The sequence below is a fragment of the Actinoplanes subglobosus genome (genome assembly GCF_042650585.1).
In the GTDB taxonomy this organism is placed as follows: Bacteria; Actinomycetota; Actinomycetes; order Mycobacteriales; family Micromonosporaceae; genus Actinoplanes; species Actinoplanes subglobosus.
Genome location: NZ_JBHSBL010000028.1, coordinates 241,230 through 258,271 on the forward strand (window position 1 = coordinate 241,230; position 17,042 = coordinate 258,271).

Sequence of the window (17,042 nt, forward strand, 5' to 3'; positions counted from 1 at the left end):
GCGGATTCGTGCTGCCGGCGGCGAGAAGTCGCCGGCAGGGGAGGGGGCCGGTTGAAAGAAGGACCTGCCGGCGTTGGGAGGGGCCCGGCCGTCCGCGGGTGCCGGGGGAGCGGTCCGCGGACGAGCGGCGGGGTGGGTCAGGCCGACAGGGTGGAGAACAGTCGTTTCGCCTCCTGGACCTGCCGGGAACTGCCTGGTCGGGCGGCCGTCTCGGCCAGGCCGGGGATCTCTGCCCGGGCGCCGGTGGCGACGGCGACCTGGGTGGCGAGCTCCAGCATGTCGGAGACGGCCCGATGGCCGGCGGCGAGCAGCGGCGGCAGCGCCGCGGTCAGCAGCTCCCAGATCGCGGCGGACGCTCCGGAACGGTGAATGTCGGCGAGGGCGGGCAGCGCCCGGTTGAGTTTCACCGCGCTGTCCGAGGCCAGGTCGGCCAGTGCCGTTCCGACCGCTGCCGCGAACGGCTCGGTGCCGGTCGCCATCACCAGGAACGCGTCGACAGCGGCGGCACGGTCCGCCTCCTGCTTGGCGCCGAACGTGTAGGCCAACCCATACGCCAGCGCGGGGCCGACCGGGCCGGTGCACTCGGCAAGCAGGGGGAGCAGCCGACCGTTGCCACGCTGATCCTGGTCGGCGAGAGCGGCCAGCTCGCCGATCGCCCAGGCGGCGGCGACCTCCCGGTGGTGTGGCAGCACCATCGACAGCACGCCCGGCAGCTCCCCGAACTGGTCCGGTGCCCACTCGGGATGCTTCTCCGGATCGAGGGTGAGCAGCTGCCGCTCCAGACGCAGGCCGCCGTCGCGGGACGGGCGCAGCGTCGCCGCCATCCGCCGGGTCACCGCCGGGTCCCACAGGAACTCGCCGCGCGCATTGGTCTCGCCGACCTGTGTGAACGGCTCGCTCACCGGGTCGGGCAGGCCGCCGCCGGCGAGCCACTGGGCGAACTGCCGCCCGGCCGGTGAGGTCAGTCCCGCCGCCCGGTCGAGCACCTCGGGGGCGGTCGAGCGGGGCAGCCGGAGGAGCGCCTGCTCCAGGTCGAACGACCACGGCTGCCAGCCCTCGGCCTCGGCGCGGGCCAGCCGGGCCAGCAGGGCCTCGGCGTCGATGCTGCCGTTCACCTGGGTGGGTGTGGCGACCAGCATCGGCATCATCGAACCGTTCAGATGGACCGCGATCTCCGCCACCCGCAGCGCCAGGACACCGTCGGGACCGGCGGGCAGGTCGGAGCCGGTGTCCCCCCGGCGGCCCTCCTGCCAGGCGATCCGCACCGCGCCGTAGAGCCGCTGGTAGGTGGCGTGATCGCGGGGAAGGCCGGTCGCCGCCGTGATAGCGGCACCGAGGCAGCTCAGGGCCGCACCCTCGTTCCACGAGTGGGCGGTCAGATCGCCCTGGTAGCGGTCGAGCAGCGGCGGCAGAACCGCGGCCAGCTCCGCCCGGCGGCCGTCGGCGTGCAGCGTGACGAGCGCGGCGAGGACCCGCTCCCACCGGATCCCGGACTCGTCGTGGACGAGGACCGCGATCTCCTCGGCCAGCTCGGCCGCGGCCGTGATCGGCGCCGGCATCGGGGCCGGCCCCGCATAGGGCGGCAGCTCGGGCACGGTCTCGGCGACGACCGTCGTGCCGAACACGGCTGCTGCCCGGGCCGGCAGGTCGCCGGCCAGGATCGTGGACGCGTCGGCGATCCTGGCCACGGCGTCGCCGGGCAGCGTGGACAGGTGCTTGGCGATCAGCGTCAGCGCCCGCTCCTGAATCTCCAGCGCGGGGTGACCGAACGCGGCGGCGATCGTCTCGAACACCTCACCGGCCCGCTCCGGCTCGCGCCGGGCCACCTTTTCGAGCCAGGTGATCTGTGCCTTGACCGGCGTCTTCTCCTTGCGGAGCAGGGCCGGACGGCTGGCCTCCAGCAACGTGTCCAGGTCGAGGCGGCCGGTGTCGTCGAGGGTGCGGAGGCAGCGCTGTGCGAGCGTCGCGATCACGCCCGGCCCCTCGGCGAGCAGCCGTGCGTAGTCGAGGGCGTGGGCGGCGATCTCGTCGACCGTCGGCGCCAGCTCGTCGTGCAGCAGCACGAAGGGCCGCAACGCGTTGGGCTTGTCGCCGCGGGCCAGCCGGTCGATGACCGCGACCAGGATCGTCTTGCGCTCCAGCCGGCCCTCGGCGACCAGGGCGGCCACCGCGTCGTGGAAACGGGTCCCCGACCTGGGCAGCGCGGAACCCTCGCCCCAGGTGGCGTTGTAGATGTCGGCGCCCATACCGTCGATCTCGAACACACCGGGCAGCAGCACGTCGAGGTACGGGTCGTCGCGCAACCGCATGGTCAACGGCGGCATCCGCTCGCCGCGGGGCCGGATCATCCGGGCCAGCCAGCCCCGGACCACACCCTCGGTGACCGGTGGCTGGGCGTCACCGGCCTGGAGCACGCCGGCGACGAAGGCCCATTCATCACCGTTCCACACATCACGGGTCGGGAGCCGGGCACACAGCCGCTCGCCCAGCTCGCCGAGCCAGTCCAGCTGCCGGGCATCGGCGATCTGGGTCAGCCGGCCGAACTGGATCTGCGGCCACGAGTCACGCAACTGACGCCGCAGCAACATGGTCGCCGCCCGGGCCGCGGTCGGCGCCGTCCCGATCACGGCGAGCGCCATGGCCGGGCCGGGGTCGACATCGGCCCGCCAGCGCAGGTCCGGCTCGGTGTCCTTGATCCCGGCCTCGACTGCCTTGGCGAACGCCAGCCGCTCGGCCTCGGTCGCCTGGAGGATCAGCCGGGCCACGCCGGGCTGATCGCCGCTGCGGGCCCGCCGGTCCACGGTCTCCCAGTCGAGGGTCATACCGGCACCTCCTCGCCGGCGTCCTCGGCGACCGTCCCGGCCTGCACGAGGCGGACGGCGAGCGCATGCTTGCACGGCCCGCGCTCCCCGCGGTGCTTGGCCCACCACGGGCACGTGCACGACGTGGCGTCGCGGACGTGGTAGGTCTCCTCGCCGCTGCGCACCACCGACACCTCCGGCCCGGCGGTCACCGCACCGGCCGTGACCAGGGCGCGGGCGCCGGCGAGCCGCGGGTTCATCCGCTCCACCACATCGGCCGAATAGGGCAGGGTGCGATGGAAGTAGCCCGCCTCGGCCACGTCGTAACCGACCCGCCCGGCCGTGCCGAGCTGGGTCAGGGCGTCACGGACCCGGCCCGCGTCCAGCCCGGAGGCGGTGGCCAGCGCGTCCACGTCGATCGTCGGGTCCCACGAGAGCAGGGCGCTGACCAGGTCGGCGTCGTCGGAGGCCTCGTCGCTGGCCAGGGCGTCGAGGACGGCGCCCTCACCGGAGAAGCCACGGTACGGCTCCGGTGACAGCGTCAGCGACAGGCGGAGCGACGGCATGCCCAGCTCCCAGGTGCTGGCGACCGGGCCACTGCCCGCGGCGACAGCCGGGCCGTAGACGCGCAGCGATGTCGCATACCGCAGGAAGGGTTTGAGCGCAGCCAGCCGCCCGGCGCCCGGAAGGCAAACGGCGCCCGGCACCGGCCGGGAGGTGAAGCGCAGCGAGCGCCCTGCCGGAACCGCCCACAGGATCGACTTGTCGGTGGCCGGGAGCCGGTTGAGCAGGATGCGGGCCTCGGCGACGCCGATCTCGGCGCGTGGGTCGAACCGGGCGGTGAGGACCTGGGCCTCGGCGAAGCCGCGCAGCCAGCGCGAGGGCAACGGCACCTTCCTCTCCACCAGCTTGCCGTCGAACGTGGTGACGGTGAGATCGTCGGGGCCGACCGCGACGTGCATCGGATCGGCCCGCCCGACGCGGGTCAGCGCCCGCTGGAGTGGCACGTTGACGTCGACGTTGGTGGTGCCGTGGGCGATGATGTCGCCGTCGAGACCGCCGGGCAGCACGTCCATCCGGACGTAGACGCCGCAGCAGCCGGAGAACGACTCGAACCGCAGCCGGTCGGAGCCGGCGGTGACGACCGGATCGAGGCTGGCCGGTGGCAGCGGCCGGAAGTATCGGGTCCGGGCGACCTCGGCCACGGCTAACAGGCCGGTGGCCGCGGCGCCGGGATCGGTGAGGAAGCCCGTGTAGAAGCGCGGGTGCGCCGCCGGGCCGCCGGAGGTCTGCAAGGTGAGGCCGTCGTCGAGGGCCGACGAGCCGAGGTACGAGTACGCCGCGGAAACCATGCGCAGAACCTAGATGCGGGGTACGACATTTTCGACCGGCCGTCCGGATCCAAGGTGCGGACAACCGTCCGACCTGCGTCAGCGGGTCCGCCACAGGTCCCGGACGGCCTTGACGACCACGCCGCTCGCCGTCCCGGCGGCCGTCAGGGCGACCAGGTGCACGCCGAACGAGAGGAGTGACTCCTCACCCAGTCGCTCCATCGCCCAGCCGTCGCCGAACAGGATCGCGGCGACCGCCACCACGCAGAGGGGAACACGCACGAGGAGGCGCGCGCGAGTGAGGGGCTCACTCGGGGACGGGGGCGGCGTGCCCACACCGACCGCGGCGAGCAGGCGTTCGTGGCCCTCGGCGGTGCCGATCGAGGTCCGTTCGCCGGGATGCGCCACATAATGGTGGATCGCCGCGACGACGAACTCCGGCGGCACACCGAGACCCTCCACCGGCACGGTTTTCCGCACCACGACGCCGGTGTATCCGACCTGCTCCGGCCGGCTGAACGCCAGCTCCAGCTCACCCTCCTGGTAGGCGGGCTGTCCGGCGTCCAGAGCGGTCCACGGAACGGTCATCGACCCCGACCATTTGTCCGCGTGCAGCCCCTCCGGCGTGAGCGTCAGGCCGAAACCCCGCCATTGCGCGCGCAGGTAGCCGGCGTACATCACGACGGCGATCACGATCAGCAACTTGCGGCCCGCGCCCGCGTCCAGGAATTCGCCGGGAAAGAGCGCGAAGATCCCGAGGAGGCCCAGGTGAGCGGTGCCGGCAAGGGGGACGACGGCGATTTCGGGGGTACGGAACCCGCCTCCCGTCACGACGAAAGAGGCGGGCGCGCGTCGCGAGGACGGAGCGAACATGACCACGAGACAGGCGACCAGCACCCCGAACGCCGGAAATCCCAGATAGGGCGCCAGATCGTCGGGGTCCGCGCCGAACAGCCGGGCCAGTAGTGCCAGCCCGACCAGCACAGCAGCCGTCACCAGCAGTTTCCGGCGATGACGGGCGACCGCGACCGACCACCTGAAGATCATCGGCGGAGTGTAAATCACCGTCCTATGGGTATCGGGTTCACGGAAGTGAGAAGAAGGACACCGAGGCCGCATCGTGTGGTCAGGAGGACTAACCTCGCGGACAGGACACGACAGTGCGGCCGGTTCGCGGGTGCCGGGCTGCGGATCGTGCCACGATTTGTGCGTCGTCCAGGTTCGGAGTGGGAGAGATGGCTGAACACGTTTCCGACAGCGCCGAGTGGCAGACCCTCCAGGGGCTGGCCGAGAAGTTCGCCGCGGTGCACCTGCGCGACCTGTTCGGCAGCGACCCGCAGCGCGGTGACCGTTACGCCGCCGAGGTCGCCGGCCTCTATGTCGACTACAGCAAGAACCTGGTCACCGATGAGGTGCTGACCGCCCTGTTCGCGCTGGCGCAGCGGGCGAAGCTGAGCGAGAAGATCACCGGCATGTTCTCCGGTGAGCACATCAACATCACCGAGGACCGGGCCGTCCTGCACACGGCGCTGCGGCTGCCGCGCGACGCGGCGCTGGTCGTCGACGGGCAGGATGTCGTCGCCGACGTGCACGAGGTCCTCGACAAGATGGGCGCCTTCGCCGACAAGGTGCGGTCCGGCGAGTGGAAAGGCCACACCGGCGAGCACATCAAGACCGTCGTCAACATCGGCATCGGCGGCTCCGACCTGGGCCCGGTCATGGCCTACGAAGCGCTGAAGGACTTCACCCAGCGCGACATCGAGTGCCGGTTCATCTCCAACATCGACCCCACCGACCTGTTCGAGAAGACGCACGACCTCGACCCGGCCACCACCCTGTTCATCGTGGTGTCCAAGACCTTCACCACGCAGGAGACGCTGACCAACGCCAAGGAGGCGCGCTCCTGGCTGCTGGAGGGTCTCGGCGGTGACGCGGCCGCGGTCGCCAAGCACTTCGTCGCGGTCAGCACCAACGCGTCCAAGGTCGCCGACTTCGGCATCGACACGGCCAACATGTTCGGCTTCTGGGATTGGGTGGGCGGCCGCTACTCGCTGCCCTCCGCGGTCGGTCTCTCCGTCATGATCGCCATCGGTAAGGAGCGGTTCGCCGAGATGCTCTCCGGCTACCACGCCGTCGACGAGCACTTCCGCAGCACTCCGATCGAGCGCAACGTCCCGGCTCTGCTCGGCCTGATCAATGTCTGGTATGACACGTTCCTCGGCGCCCAGTCGCACGCGGTCCTGCCCTACGCGCAGTATCTTCACCGTTTCGCCGCCTACCTCCAGCAGCTCACCATGGAGAGCAACGGCAAGTCGGTGCGCCTGTCCGGTGAGCCCGCCACCTTCCAGACCGGTGAGGTCTTCTGGGGCGAGCCCGGCACGAACGGCCAGCACGCCTTCTACCAGCTGATCCACCAGGGCACCAAGCTGATCCCCGCCGACTTCATCGGCTTCAGCGTGCCCAGCCACGACATCGGCGAGATGCACGACCTGTTCATGTCCAACTTCCTGGCGCAGACCGGCGCACTGGCCTTCGGCCGCACGCTGGAGCAGGTCGAGGCCGAGGGCACCGATCCGAAGATCGCGCCGCACCGGGTCATGCAGGGCAACCACCCGACCACCACGATCCTCGCCGAGCGCCTCACCCCGGCCACGTTCGGGCAGCTGGTGGCCCTCTACGAGCACATCACGTTCACCCAGGGCGTGATCTGGGAGATCAACTCGTTCGACCAGTGGGGTGTCGAGCTCGGCAAGGTGATGGCCAACCAGCTCGCACCGAAACTGACGTCCCGGGAGACCCCGGCCGACGACGGCGACTCGTCGACGAACGCACTGATCAAGCGGTACAGGGCGCAGCGCGGCCGCTGATTTCTGTCGTACCCGTTCTCTAGGCTCAGGGCCGTGGACACCAACACGGCCCTGAGCCTCCGGATGACCAGCCTGCTGCTCGGCGCGCAGACGCGACCCGATGTGCTGGGCGTCGTCGAGTGGTTCGGCGCCATGCAGGCGCAAGACCTCAACAGCGTGCTCTGGTCACTCGGTGCCCGCCTGCCGGGGGTGACCCTGCCGGAGGTGGTCGCCGCCACCGAGCGCGGTGACGTGGTCCGCACGTGGCCGATGCGCGGCACCGTCCACCTGATCCCGTCCGCCGACGCCCACTGGATGCTCGAGTTGGCTGGCGTCCGCACGCTCAGCGGCGTCGCCAAGCGGTGGGAGTTCCTGGGGCTCGACGAGAAGACCGCGCATCTGGCGATGGACGTGCTGGCCGCCGCTGTCGCGGCCGGGGGCGGCCGCCTCACGCGATCGGAGTGCATGGCCGCGCTGACCGAGGGCGGCATCTCGGTCGAGGGTCAGCGCGGTTACCACCTTCTTTGGTATGTGAGTCAGCGCGGCGTGACCGCGATAGCGCCCAACCGGGGCAGTGAGCAGACGTTCGTCCTGCTCGACGAGTGGGCGGCCGAGCGCAACAGCCCATCCCGCGAGGAGGGCCTGGCCATCTTCGCGAAGCGTTACTTCCGCTCGCACGGCCCGACGACGGTGAAGGATTTCGCCGGCTGGACCGGCCTGACCGTCACCGACTGCCGCAAAGGCGTGGCCGCGGCCGGCCTGACCGCGGTCGACGTCGACGGCGTCGAGATGTTCGCCGACCCGCAGGTGCTCGACGCCGGCCCGGTGACGGGTTGGTGGGCCCTGCCCGGCTTCGACGAGTACATGCTGGGCTACAAGGACCGCTCCATGATGGCCACCAAGGAGCAGGTCGCCAGGATCATTCCTGGTGGTAACGGTGTCTTCCGATCCACACTGGTCCACGACGGCCGGGTGGTGGCCACGTGGACACGCACACTCGGCAAGAGAGCGGTGACGGTCACCGTGGAGCCGCTGGCCGATTTCGACCTCGCCGAGGCGATCCCTGCCCTGGAGCCGTTCGCCGCTTTCATCGGCCTCCCGCTCACGGTGAAGTTCATTCAATGATCGATGTCCATTTGATAGTGCTTGCCGTCGATAGTCAGAGATGGCGGAGAAAGCGACTTCGGTGGTCCGCCGAAATGTTCTCGTAGCTGTGCTCGGTGGCTTCTTCGCACTGGTCACAGCACTTGCTGGAGCTGCGGTGACCGGCATGTTCCAAAGTGAGTCTCAGGACACCTCGCTCACCGCGGCGCCATCTCCTCAGCCTGCGCAGCCAAGTGTTCCACCGTCGGCGTCGGCTGCCGACGACCGACAGCCCATCGCCGCGGCAGTGGCCGTCCAGGACAACTACTGTCTCCAGCGTTGGATCACCGACAAGAAGCCGGCCGAGATCCCAGCTCCCGCATCCGGCGCGGTGACTCAAGGGGTGACCAGTCCGGATGCGGTTCATTCGAGACAGTCCGGTGTGGTCGTCACCGTCAATGCCAGACAGGAGCCCGACCAATGCCAGGCAGGAGCCCGACGTCGTGATCCGTGGGATCCGGGCGGTCGTCGTCGGAACCCGCAATCCGCCATTGACGGGGACCGAGGTGGCTATCGGTTGCGGGGAACCGACGACGTATCAGTTTCCGCGATCGAATCTCGATGTCGAACCGCCAACTGTCACGTCGGAGATATTCGGGGCAGCTGAAGACCTCAGGCTCGAGCCCATCAAATTCCCGTACGGGGTGTCGGCGAAAAACGAATCATTCCAGGTCGAGGCCGTGGCGAGCAAGTTCGACGTCTACTGGGAGATCGAGATCGAATGGTCCTGGAACGGGCAGGAAGGTCGGGACCACTTGTGTCTCCGGCAGCGGATGACCGTTTCACGTCAGCGCGGCGGGGAGCGTTTCGAGGGGTCGACGGGTGCCCGGGACCGTGCCGGCTCGCTGGCTGGAACCGGTGAAGCTGGCTGGAACCGGTGAAGACAGAATCCGATCTGGGCGGGGTGATCGAGATGTATCCGGCGGCCGGGGCGATTCGGCGGATCGACGCGGATACGTTGCAGTTCTGCACTCAGTCAAGGGGCTGCGTGGCCTTGAAGCGGGTCTCCTGAAGACGGCGCGGTAGACACTGAAGTAGAACGTGTTCTAGTTTGGGGTCCCGGTGTCTGCGCGAGGAGTTCGCGATGACGGATCTGCCCATCCGCCGCATCAACTTCAGGCTGGACGAGACGATTCCGTTCCAGTGGCTGCCGAGTCATCCGAAGTTCGGGCTCATGTGCAACGCGATCAGCATCATCGCCGTCGCGTTCGAGAAGTTCATCGTGGCGTCGACGCGGAAGGCCATTCCGCTGATCACCGATCCGGCGGCGGCTGAGGAGGCCGAGTCGTTCCTGCGGCAGGAGGCCCAGCACGCCAACAACCACCGCCGGCATGTGGCGGCGCTGGTCGCGCAGTACCCCGGGATCCAGGAGGTGGCGGACGAGGCGGTCGCCAGCTATGACGAACTGCTGCGGACCCGGCCGCTGGAGTGGCAGCTCGCCTACACCGCGGATCTGGAGGCCACGTTCACGCCGCTCTTCAAGATCATGTTGGATCATGAGGACGTCCTGTTCCGGCCCGGTGACGAGCGGGTGGCGTCGCTGTTCCTGTGGCACTTCTGCGAGGAGGTGGAGCACCGCAGTTCGGCACTGGTGGTCTTCGACGCGGTCGTGCACAACCGGTGGTACCGCAGCCGCGTCACCAAGGCGACGTTCAGTCACGTCATGACGGTCTACCGCAACATCCTGCGGGGCTTCGACAAGCACGTGCCGGAGGCCGACCGCCGCGCCGAGTACCGCAACGTCTCACCCGACGGTGTGCGGCGGGAGGAGGCGCTCACCCGGTTGCCGCTCGCCGGTGGCCTGCGCCGACGCCTCGGCATCGCGCCGCCGTCACCGTTCGCCCCGGCCGGCAACGCCGAGATGGCGGTCCTCGTCTACCGGCTGCTGCGCTCGCAGGTGCCGCACCACCGGCCGGCGACGGAGCCGCTTCCGGAGTTCGCCGCCGGATGGTTCGAAGCCTACGACCGCGGCCTCGACCTGAGCCTGTACTACTCAGCGACAGCGCGATGACGGCCGCGACGGTAGGCGGCGTGACGGCGAGGAAGGCGAAGGCCTCGACGGAGGTGCGGCGATGATTCCCGTGGCTGCGGGGCCGTGTCATCCGGACTTCACGGCGCTGGCCGATGCTCTCGGCGGTATCGAGTGCGCGGCGGCGAATCCGGTGGTCACCGTCCGTGATCCGGGGGAGTTGCAGAGCTGGACCCAGCCCGTTCTCGAACTGCTGATGGTGACCGGCGCCGTCGCCGCCCTGATCCATGCCGTTCTCTGGTGGCGCCGCCATGGCGACCCGGGGAACCTCGGGCTCTGGCTCGCCACCGTCGTCTACGTGCTGATCCTCGAACCGCCGCTGTACTTCCCGGACCGGTTCGGGCTCGACGAGCAGGTCGGGCTGATCTTCGTGCACAACGTCTTCACGGTGCAGTTCCTCTTCGACCGGCTGCCGCTCTACATCGTGGCCCTGTACCCCGCCATGACGTACCTCGCCTATGCCCTCGTCCAGCAGGCCGGGATCCTGGACCGCCGCAGCCCCCTCGTCGGCGCCGCCTGCGTCGCGGTGGTCTTCCATGTCGGCTACGAGATCTTCGACCAGATCGGGCCGGATCTGCGCTGGTGGGTGTGGAACCCGGCCGCGCCGTCGAATGCCCCGATGCTCGGCGACGCCCCGCTGACCAGCGCTGTCATCTTCGCGGCGGCGGCACCGTTCGGAACCGTGCTGCTGACCCGGCTGCTGCTGGCCGGCCGCCCGCTGCGGGCGTGGCGCGTCGCCGCGGTGGGGGTGCTCACCCCGCTCGCCATGATGGCGTTCTCGATCCCGACGCTGCCGTTCGGGCCATCCGGGCGGACGGTGGTCCTGTGGTGTGAGCTCGCGGCCCTCGCGGTCGTCGCGATCATGGCAGTGACGCGGCAGGGGGAGGGAGTGGCGGCGTTGAGCCCGAAAGCCTGGCCGGGAAGAAAACGGGAAAGGAGCCCGCAAGGAAGGCCGGAAGGAAGGTCGCAAGGAAGGCCGGAAGGAAGGTCGCAAGGAAGGCCGGAAGGAAGGCCGCAAGGAAGGCCGGAAGGAAGGCCGGAGGAGGGCTCGGAAGAAGGACCCTCGGGAGGCCTGGGCGAAGGCTTGACCGGCAACCCGGCGGAAAGGACCGCACTCGGAGCCGCCACCGTCTACCTTGCGGTCATGCTGCTGCTGTGGACGGCCGGAAGCGGGCCGCCGATGGCGATCGTCTATGCCCTCGGGTGGGCGGCCATCCTGTTGGCGCTGTCCCGCCGAACCCTTGCAGACATTGGCCAGCGTCTATAGCATCCAGCCTTGGTGAAAGCTTTCAACCCTTGCTGAAGCAACGGCTGAAACTAAGGCTGACCTGCCATGATCCCCACATGCGCCGGTCGCCCTCGAGAGAGGCAGGTCACGCGTCGCCGGCCGCACAGGATTCGCCGCCGGATCCCCGTACCCCCGGAAAAAGGTTTGGATCCCCCATGTTCAAACTGCTCACCGGTGTCGCCGCGGTGGTAACCGCCGTGACACTGGCCGTCCCCGGCGTGCCCGTGAATGCCCAGGCCGCCGCCCCCTCCGAGAACCGCGCGCTGATCAGCCTCCGCACCGCCACCGGCAACTTCCTCTCGTGGCGCCTCCTCGACGCCGACCGGGCCGGCGGCACCTTCGACGTCTACCGCGACGGCACCCGGGTCGCCACCACCGCCGACACCAACTTCACCGACGTCGGCGCCGAGGTCGGCGCCACCTACACCGTCCGCCCAGCCGGTGTCTCGACCCTCGCGGAGACCGCCCCGGTCGCCGCGCTGGCCGCCGCCTACCAGGACGTGCCCATCCAGATCCCGGCCGGCGGCACCACACCGGACGGCGTCGCCTACACCTACAGCGCCAACGACGCGTCGGTCGGTGACCTCGACGGTGACGGCTCCTACGAGATCGTCCTCAAATGGGACCCGTCCAACGCCAAGGACAACTCGCAGTCGGGTTACACCGGCCCGGTCTACATCGACGCGTACAAGCTGAACGGGACCCGCCTCTGGCGGATCAACCTGGGCCGTAACATCCGGGCCGGCGCCCACTACACCCAGTTCCAGGTGTTCGACTACGACGGCGACGGCAAGGCCGAGGTCGCCATGAAGACCGCCGACGGTACGGTCGACGGCGGTGGCACGGTGATCGGCAGTTCGAGTGCCGACTACCGCAACTCGTCCGGCTACATCCTGTCCGGGCCCGAGTTCCTGACCGTCTTCAACGGCCAGACCGGCCGGGCGATGGCGACCGCCGACTACGTTCCGGCGCGCGGGACGGTCTCCTCGTGGGGTGACAGTTACGGCAACCGGGTGGACCGGTTCCTGGCCGGCACCGCCTACGTGACCGGCTCCTACCCGAGCATCATCATGGCGCGCGGCTACTACACCCGTTCGGTGATCGTGGCCTGGGACTTCCGCAACGGCGCACTGACCCGGCGCTGGACCTTCGACAGTAGTTCGTCGACGAACGGTTCGGCCTGGACCGGCCAGGGCAACCATCAGCTCTCCATCGCCGACGTCGACAGCGACGGCAAGGACGAGATCCTGTACGGGGCGATGGCCGTCGACGACAACGGCTACGGCCTGTGGGTCAACGGGCAGGGTCACGGCGACGCCTACCACGTCGGTGACCTGATCCCGAGCCGTGCCGGGCTGGAGGTCTTCAAGGTCGACGAGAGTACGACGAAGCTGGCGGCGTGGATGGCCGACGCCCGTACCGGATCGATCATCTGGTCGAACGCGTCCTGTGGCTGCGACAACGGCCGGGGTGTCTCGGCCGACGTCTACGCGGGCAGTCCCGGTGCCGAGTCGTGGTCGTCGGCGGTGTCCGGCATCTACAACACGTCGGGGCAGAACATCGGCCGTAAGCCGTCCAGCTCCAACTTCGTCATCTGGTGGGACGGTGACGCGCAGCGGGAGCTGCTCGACGGCACGCACATCGACAAGTACGGCACCAGTGCCGACACCCGCCTGCTGACCGCCGACGGTGTGCACTCCAACAACGGCACCAAGGCCACCCCGTCGCTGCAGGCCGACATCCTCGGAGACTGGCGCGAGGAGGTCATCTGGCCGACGACGAACAACACCGCCCTGCGGATCTACTCCACCACCGACGCGACGAGCATCTCCCGGCCGTCGCTGATGCAGGACCGCATGTACCGCGAGGCGGTCGCCTGGCAGAACACCGCCTACAACCAGCCGCCGCACCCGAGTTTCGCGATCGGCTGATCCGCTCGACCGCGGCGTGTGGGGTCATCGGCCTCACACGCCGCGCGCATCTTCGTGATCCGGGTGCGGACCCGGCGATCGAGGCGCTGCTGCAGAAGGCTCAGAGGTTGATCAGTTAGGTGTGTTCCCTAAAGGGCGCTGATGCTCTTCAATGTGATCCACCGGACTCGTCGACGAAGGTTGGTGGTCACAGTGCGTGTCGCCGTACGCCTGATGGTGGCTCTTGTGGTTCTTGCGGGTCTCCTGCCGGGTGCGTCGGCGACCGCCGCCGCGGCCGAACCCGGGTGGACCGGGCCGCTGTCCACCCGGGGGCGGTACGTCGTCGACGCCGACGGGCAGCGTTTCAAGCTGCGGTCGGTAAACTGGCACGGCGCCAGCGGCACCTGGAACGGCTCCGGCAACAAGGCCGACAACGCCGCCCACCACGCGGGCGAGAACTCCGGCCGGGTTCCGCTCGGCCTGGACCGGGCGCCGATCGCCACGATCGTCGCCGGCTTCCGCGACCTGGGCGCCAACAGTGTGCGCCTGCCGTTCTCCAACGAGATGGTCCGCGACACCACGCCGGTCACCGACACCGCCGTCGCCGCCAACCCCCAACTGCTAGGATCAACCCCCTTGCAGGTGTACGACCGGGTGGTCGCCGAACTCACCGGCGCCGGAATCGCCGTGATCCTGAACAACCACACGAACACCACCCGCTGGTGCTGTGCCGTCGACGGCAACGAGCGGTGGAACACCTCGCAGGGCGTCCAGCAGTGGGAGGACGACTGGCTGTTCATGGCCCGCCGCTACCGCGACAACCCGCGCGTGGTCGGTGCCGACCTGTACAACGAGGTGCGCCGCACCATCCTGGACGACCCGAACTGGGGCTGGGGCAACGCCCACGACTGGTTCGCCGCCTCGCAGCGCACCGGCGACCGGATCCTCGCCGAGGCCAACCCGAACCTGCTGATCATCGTCGAGGGCATCAACTGGACCGGCATCCCGGTCGACGGTTTCGCCCACGAGCGGCCCACCCTGCGCCCGGTCCGTACCCTGTCGCACACGCTGGTCCGGTCGGGCAAGCTGGTCTACTCGGCGCACTTCTACGACTACACCGGCCCCAACCACAGCGGCGCCACCGGCACCGGCGAGACCACCGACCCGCGTTACCGCGACCTGAGCCCCGCCGATCTGGCCGCCGTCGTCAACCGGGACGCCCTGTACGTCGCCGGTGAGGCCGGCAACCATTTCACCGCTCCGGTGTGGATCAGCGAGTTCGGCCTCGACGCCAACGCGGCCGCCGGCAGCAGCCAGCGTGCCTGGTTCGAGAACTTCGTGGACATCCTGATCCGCGCCGACGCCGACTTCGCCTACTGGCCGGCGATCGGCTGGGCGGAGAGCGGCAACGAGTGGGGGCTGCTGTTCTTCGACGCCGCGGGGCGGCGATCCGGCGTCCTCGACGGTCCGGATTGGCGGTCGGCCGTCTGGCAGCGGCTGGTCACGGCCACGAGCCGGCAGGGGTACGTCACTCCGGTCCCGTCCCGGAGCATGCTGAGCCCCGACAACGGCGACTTCGTCGCGTCACTCACGATGCGCGCCCAGCCGGACTGGGACAGCGGAGCCCGCAAGGCGGCCTGCCCCGACGGCCAGCGCCTGATCGGGTTGAGTCACACCGGCAACCGGGGTCTGTGCACCGACACCACCCGTGCCCTCGGCTGGAGTTCCCACCAGGTGGTGAAGGACGAGCGTTTCGTGTCCCGCGACTGGGCGTCCGGCTACACGAAGTTCCAGTGCCCGGCGACGTCGGTGCTGGTCGGTTACGCGGTGCGCGGCGCGGCGGTGTCGAGCGCCCTGTGCGCCACCGCGATCGGGGCCGCCTCCGACGCGGGCCGTACGGTGTGGTTCGACCGCGGCGACGCCCGTCCCGCGGGAGGTCCCGGCGGCGAGTTCGCGAGCGGCCACTACAAGGGCCAGTGCAACGACGACGAGTACGTGGCCGGCATCGCCTGGACCGGCCGGTTCCTGTCGTCGCGTACCCCCGACGCCCTGTTCTGCCGACGCCTGCCCTGACCGGGACCGGTCAGTTCTCGTTGTCGGCGGGCTCGCGGTCCTGTCCTTTCGACGTTCCGGGCACCGTGCGGTGGAGCACGGGTGGCGTGGTGGGCCGCGCCTTCTTCTTGGCGTCGTACATCGCCACGTCGGCGCGGTGCAGCAGGTCGTCGACGGAATGGTCACCGGGGCGGGCGAAGGCGACGCCGATGCTGGCGCTCGGCTGGACCACGGTCGAGCCGACGCGGACCGGCTCGGCCATCGCGGCGCGGATCCGCTGCACCACCGCCTGGGCGTGACCGGGATCGGTCAGGTCGGGCAGGACGATGGCGAACTCGTCGCCGCCCAGGCGGACGACGAGGTCCGAACCGAGGACGCAGCGCCGCAGCAGCCGGCCGAAGCCGATCAGCAGCTGATCGCCGGCCTGATGGCCGAACTCGTCGTTGATCTGCTTGAACCCGTTCATGTCGATGACCATGACGGCGACCAGCGTGTGGTTGCGGTGGGCCCGCGCCATCGCCCGGGGCAGCGCCTCGTACATCTGGACCCGGTTGGCCAGCCCGGTCAGCTGATCGGTGACGGCCATCCGCCGGTTCTCCCGGGCGGCGACCATCTGCCGGCCGAAGACCAGCGTGGAGACCAGGAAGGCACCGGCGATCAGGCCGCTCGCCGGGTACGGATGCTCCACCCCGACGGTGAACATGAGCAGCAGGTAGCCCGGGATCGCGGTGAGGTACGGCCATCGGGGCGGGCCGGTCGGGGCCGCCGCGGCTTCCGGCGCGGCCCGATGCTGTGTCCGCCACACCTGCAGGTACGGCGCGAGCATCAGCATGAACAGCCCGGCCACCCAGAACATGGTCTGATCGGGTGACGGCCACAGCGAGCCACCGTGGTTCACCACGTACGCCCGGCGCATGTCACCGATCATGATCAGCAGGATCGCGGCCACCACGGTGGTCAGCGGCAGCCGGGCCACCACCGCCTCCGCGCCCTGGAGGAGCACCACGCCGACACCGAACAGCAGTGCCGCGTCCAGCAGTGGCCGCGCGATGCTCGGGGTCAGTTCTCGCCAGGTGGCGCTCGCGGCGCCGGCCAGCGCCGGGCTCAGGATCATGAACCACAGGACCATCGCCGAGCCGACCGCCACCACACCGGCGTCCAGCCAGAGCTTGATCCGCTCGGTCCGCGATCCGGGTATCCGGGTGAACGCCAGGATCCCGGCCAGCGTGACCGGCGCGATCAACAGCTGGCCGACCTCCGGCAGGCTGGGGAACGGCTGCCCCGGAAAGATCCCGTAGAGGATCACGTCGGCCAGCCACAGGGCGTACGTCGGCAGCATCCACCGCCAGGCCCGCCGGATCCGCGGCGGCAGACCGGGCAACCGGCTCGCCCAGGTCGCGAAGATCAGCCCGAGTGCGGTGAACAGGACCTCGGCGCCACCGACGACGGTCATGTAGACCGAGGAGCCGGCTTCGTACAGCGCGGGGATGGCGAACACCGTCGTCGCACCGAGAGCGACGAGAGCCAGCAGCCCGGCAGTGGTCCACGAACGCCGCACCATGCCGTACTGCTCGGCACGCGCACGCCGGAACTTAGCCGCAGAATTACTGTTAAGAACCCTTGATATTTACGTATGTGAACT

Annotated in this window: 11 protein-coding genes; 7 read left to right on the plus strand and 4 right to left on the minus strand. The window is 69.6% G+C overall.

Going from position 1 to position 17,042, the window contains the following annotated elements; all coding sequences use genetic code 11:
• Window positions 1–137: 137 nt before the first annotated feature.
• The 3 genes from ACFO0C_RS41570 to ACFO0C_RS41580 all read right to left on the minus strand — a co-directional run bounded on the left by ACFO0C_RS41570 (window position 138) and on the right by ACFO0C_RS41580 (window position 5,179).
• On the minus strand, window positions 138–2,822 hold the full coding sequence (locus tag ACFO0C_RS41570; RefSeq protein ID WP_378072342.1) for a DUF6493 family protein: 2,685 nt from the start codon (window positions 2,820–2,822) through the stop codon (window positions 138–140).
• Window positions 2,819–4,153, minus strand: a complete 1,335-nt coding sequence (locus tag ACFO0C_RS41575) for a DprA-like winged helix domain-containing protein (RefSeq protein WP_378072343.1) — start codon at window positions 4,151–4,153, stop codon at window positions 2,819–2,821. The genes ACFO0C_RS41570 and ACFO0C_RS41575 overlap by 4 nt, the downstream gene beginning before the upstream one ends.
• A gap of 78 nt (window positions 4,154–4,231) precedes the next feature.
• Window positions 4,232–5,179, minus strand: coding sequence for a hypothetical protein (locus ACFO0C_RS41580; RefSeq protein WP_378072344.1), 948 nt, complete (start codon window positions 5,177–5,179; stop codon window positions 4,232–4,234).
• A 188-nt stretch (window positions 5,180–5,367) separates the two neighbouring features.
• On the opposite strand from ACFO0C_RS41580, the gene pgi reads away from it, so the two are divergent.
• From pgi to ACFO0C_RS41615, 7 genes are all read left to right on the plus strand, one after another.
• Complete coding sequence (gene pgi, locus ACFO0C_RS41585) at window positions 5,368–6,999, plus strand: glucose-6-phosphate isomerase (protein ID WP_378072345.1); 1,632 nt, start codon at window positions 5,368–5,370, stop codon at window positions 6,997–6,999.
• Window positions 7,000–7,032: 33 nt separating this feature from the next.
• Window positions 7,033–8,103: a winged helix DNA-binding domain-containing protein gene (locus ACFO0C_RS41590; protein WP_378072346.1), complete on the plus strand. Its 1,071-nt coding sequence runs from the start codon at window positions 7,033–7,035 to the stop codon at window positions 8,101–8,103.
• 461 nt (window positions 8,104–8,564) lie between these two features.
• Window positions 8,565–9,002 (plus strand): hypothetical protein, encoded by a 438-nt coding sequence (locus tag ACFO0C_RS41595; protein WP_378072347.1) that lies wholly within the window; start codon window positions 8,565–8,567, stop codon window positions 9,000–9,002.
• A gap of 203 nt (window positions 9,003–9,205) precedes the next feature.
• Window positions 9,206–10,132, plus strand: a complete 927-nt coding sequence (locus tag ACFO0C_RS41600; RefSeq protein WP_378072348.1) for a metal-dependent hydrolase — start codon at window positions 9,206–9,208, stop codon at window positions 10,130–10,132.
• Window positions 10,133–10,193: 61 nt separating this feature from the next.
• Entirely contained in the window at window positions 10,194–11,417 is a 1,224-nt protein-coding gene (locus ACFO0C_RS41605; RefSeq protein WP_378072349.1) for a hypothetical protein, read from the plus strand.
• A gap of 176 nt (window positions 11,418–11,593) precedes the next feature.
• Window positions 11,594–13,369: a rhamnogalacturonan lyase gene (locus tag ACFO0C_RS41610; RefSeq protein ID WP_378072350.1), complete on the plus strand. Its 1,776-nt coding sequence runs from the start codon at window positions 11,594–11,596 to the stop codon at window positions 13,367–13,369.
• 225 nt (window positions 13,370–13,594) lie between these two features.
• Complete coding sequence (locus ACFO0C_RS41615) at window positions 13,595–15,421, plus strand: glycoside hydrolase family 5 protein (RefSeq protein ID WP_378072351.1); 1,827 nt, start codon at window positions 13,595–13,597, stop codon at window positions 15,419–15,421.
• Window positions 15,422–15,431: 10 nt separating this feature from the next.
• Here the strand turns inward: ACFO0C_RS41615 and ACFO0C_RS41620 are convergent, their stop codons facing one another.
• Window positions 15,432–16,961, minus strand: a complete 1,530-nt coding sequence (locus tag ACFO0C_RS41620; RefSeq protein WP_378072352.1) for a diguanylate cyclase domain-containing protein — start codon at window positions 16,959–16,961, stop codon at window positions 15,432–15,434.
• Between the last annotated feature and the right edge of the window lie 81 nt (window positions 16,962–17,042).

Bases quoted from the DNA above. Each gene is read 5' to 3' on its own strand.
- ACFO0C_RS41570 (WP_378072342.1), bottom strand. From the start codon at position 2,822: ATGACCCTCGACTGGGAGACCGTGGACCGGCGGGCCCGCAGCGGCGAT.
- ACFO0C_RS41575 (WP_378072343.1), bottom strand. From the start codon at position 4,153: ATGGTTTCCGCGGCGTACTCGTACCTCGGCTCGTCGGCCCTCGACGAC.
- ACFO0C_RS41580 (WP_378072344.1), bottom strand. From the start codon at position 5,179: ATGATCTTCAGGTGGTCGGTCGCGGTCGCCCGTCATCGCCGGAAACTG.
- pgi (WP_378072345.1), top strand. From the start codon at position 5,368: ATGGCTGAACACGTTTCCGACAGCGCCGAGTGGCAGACCCTCCAGGGG.
- ACFO0C_RS41600 (WP_378072348.1), top strand. From the start codon at position 9,206: ATGACGGATCTGCCCATCCGCCGCATCAACTTCAGGCTGGACGAGACG.
- ACFO0C_RS41605 (WP_378072349.1), top strand. From the start codon at position 10,194: ATGATTCCCGTGGCTGCGGGGCCGTGTCATCCGGACTTCACGGCGCTG.
- ACFO0C_RS41610 (WP_378072350.1), top strand. From the start codon at position 11,594: ATGTTCAAACTGCTCACCGGTGTCGCCGCGGTGGTAACCGCCGTGACA.
- ACFO0C_RS41620 (WP_378072352.1), bottom strand. From the start codon at position 16,961: ATGGTGCGGCGTTCGTGGACCACTGCCGGGCTGCTGGCTCTCGTCGCT.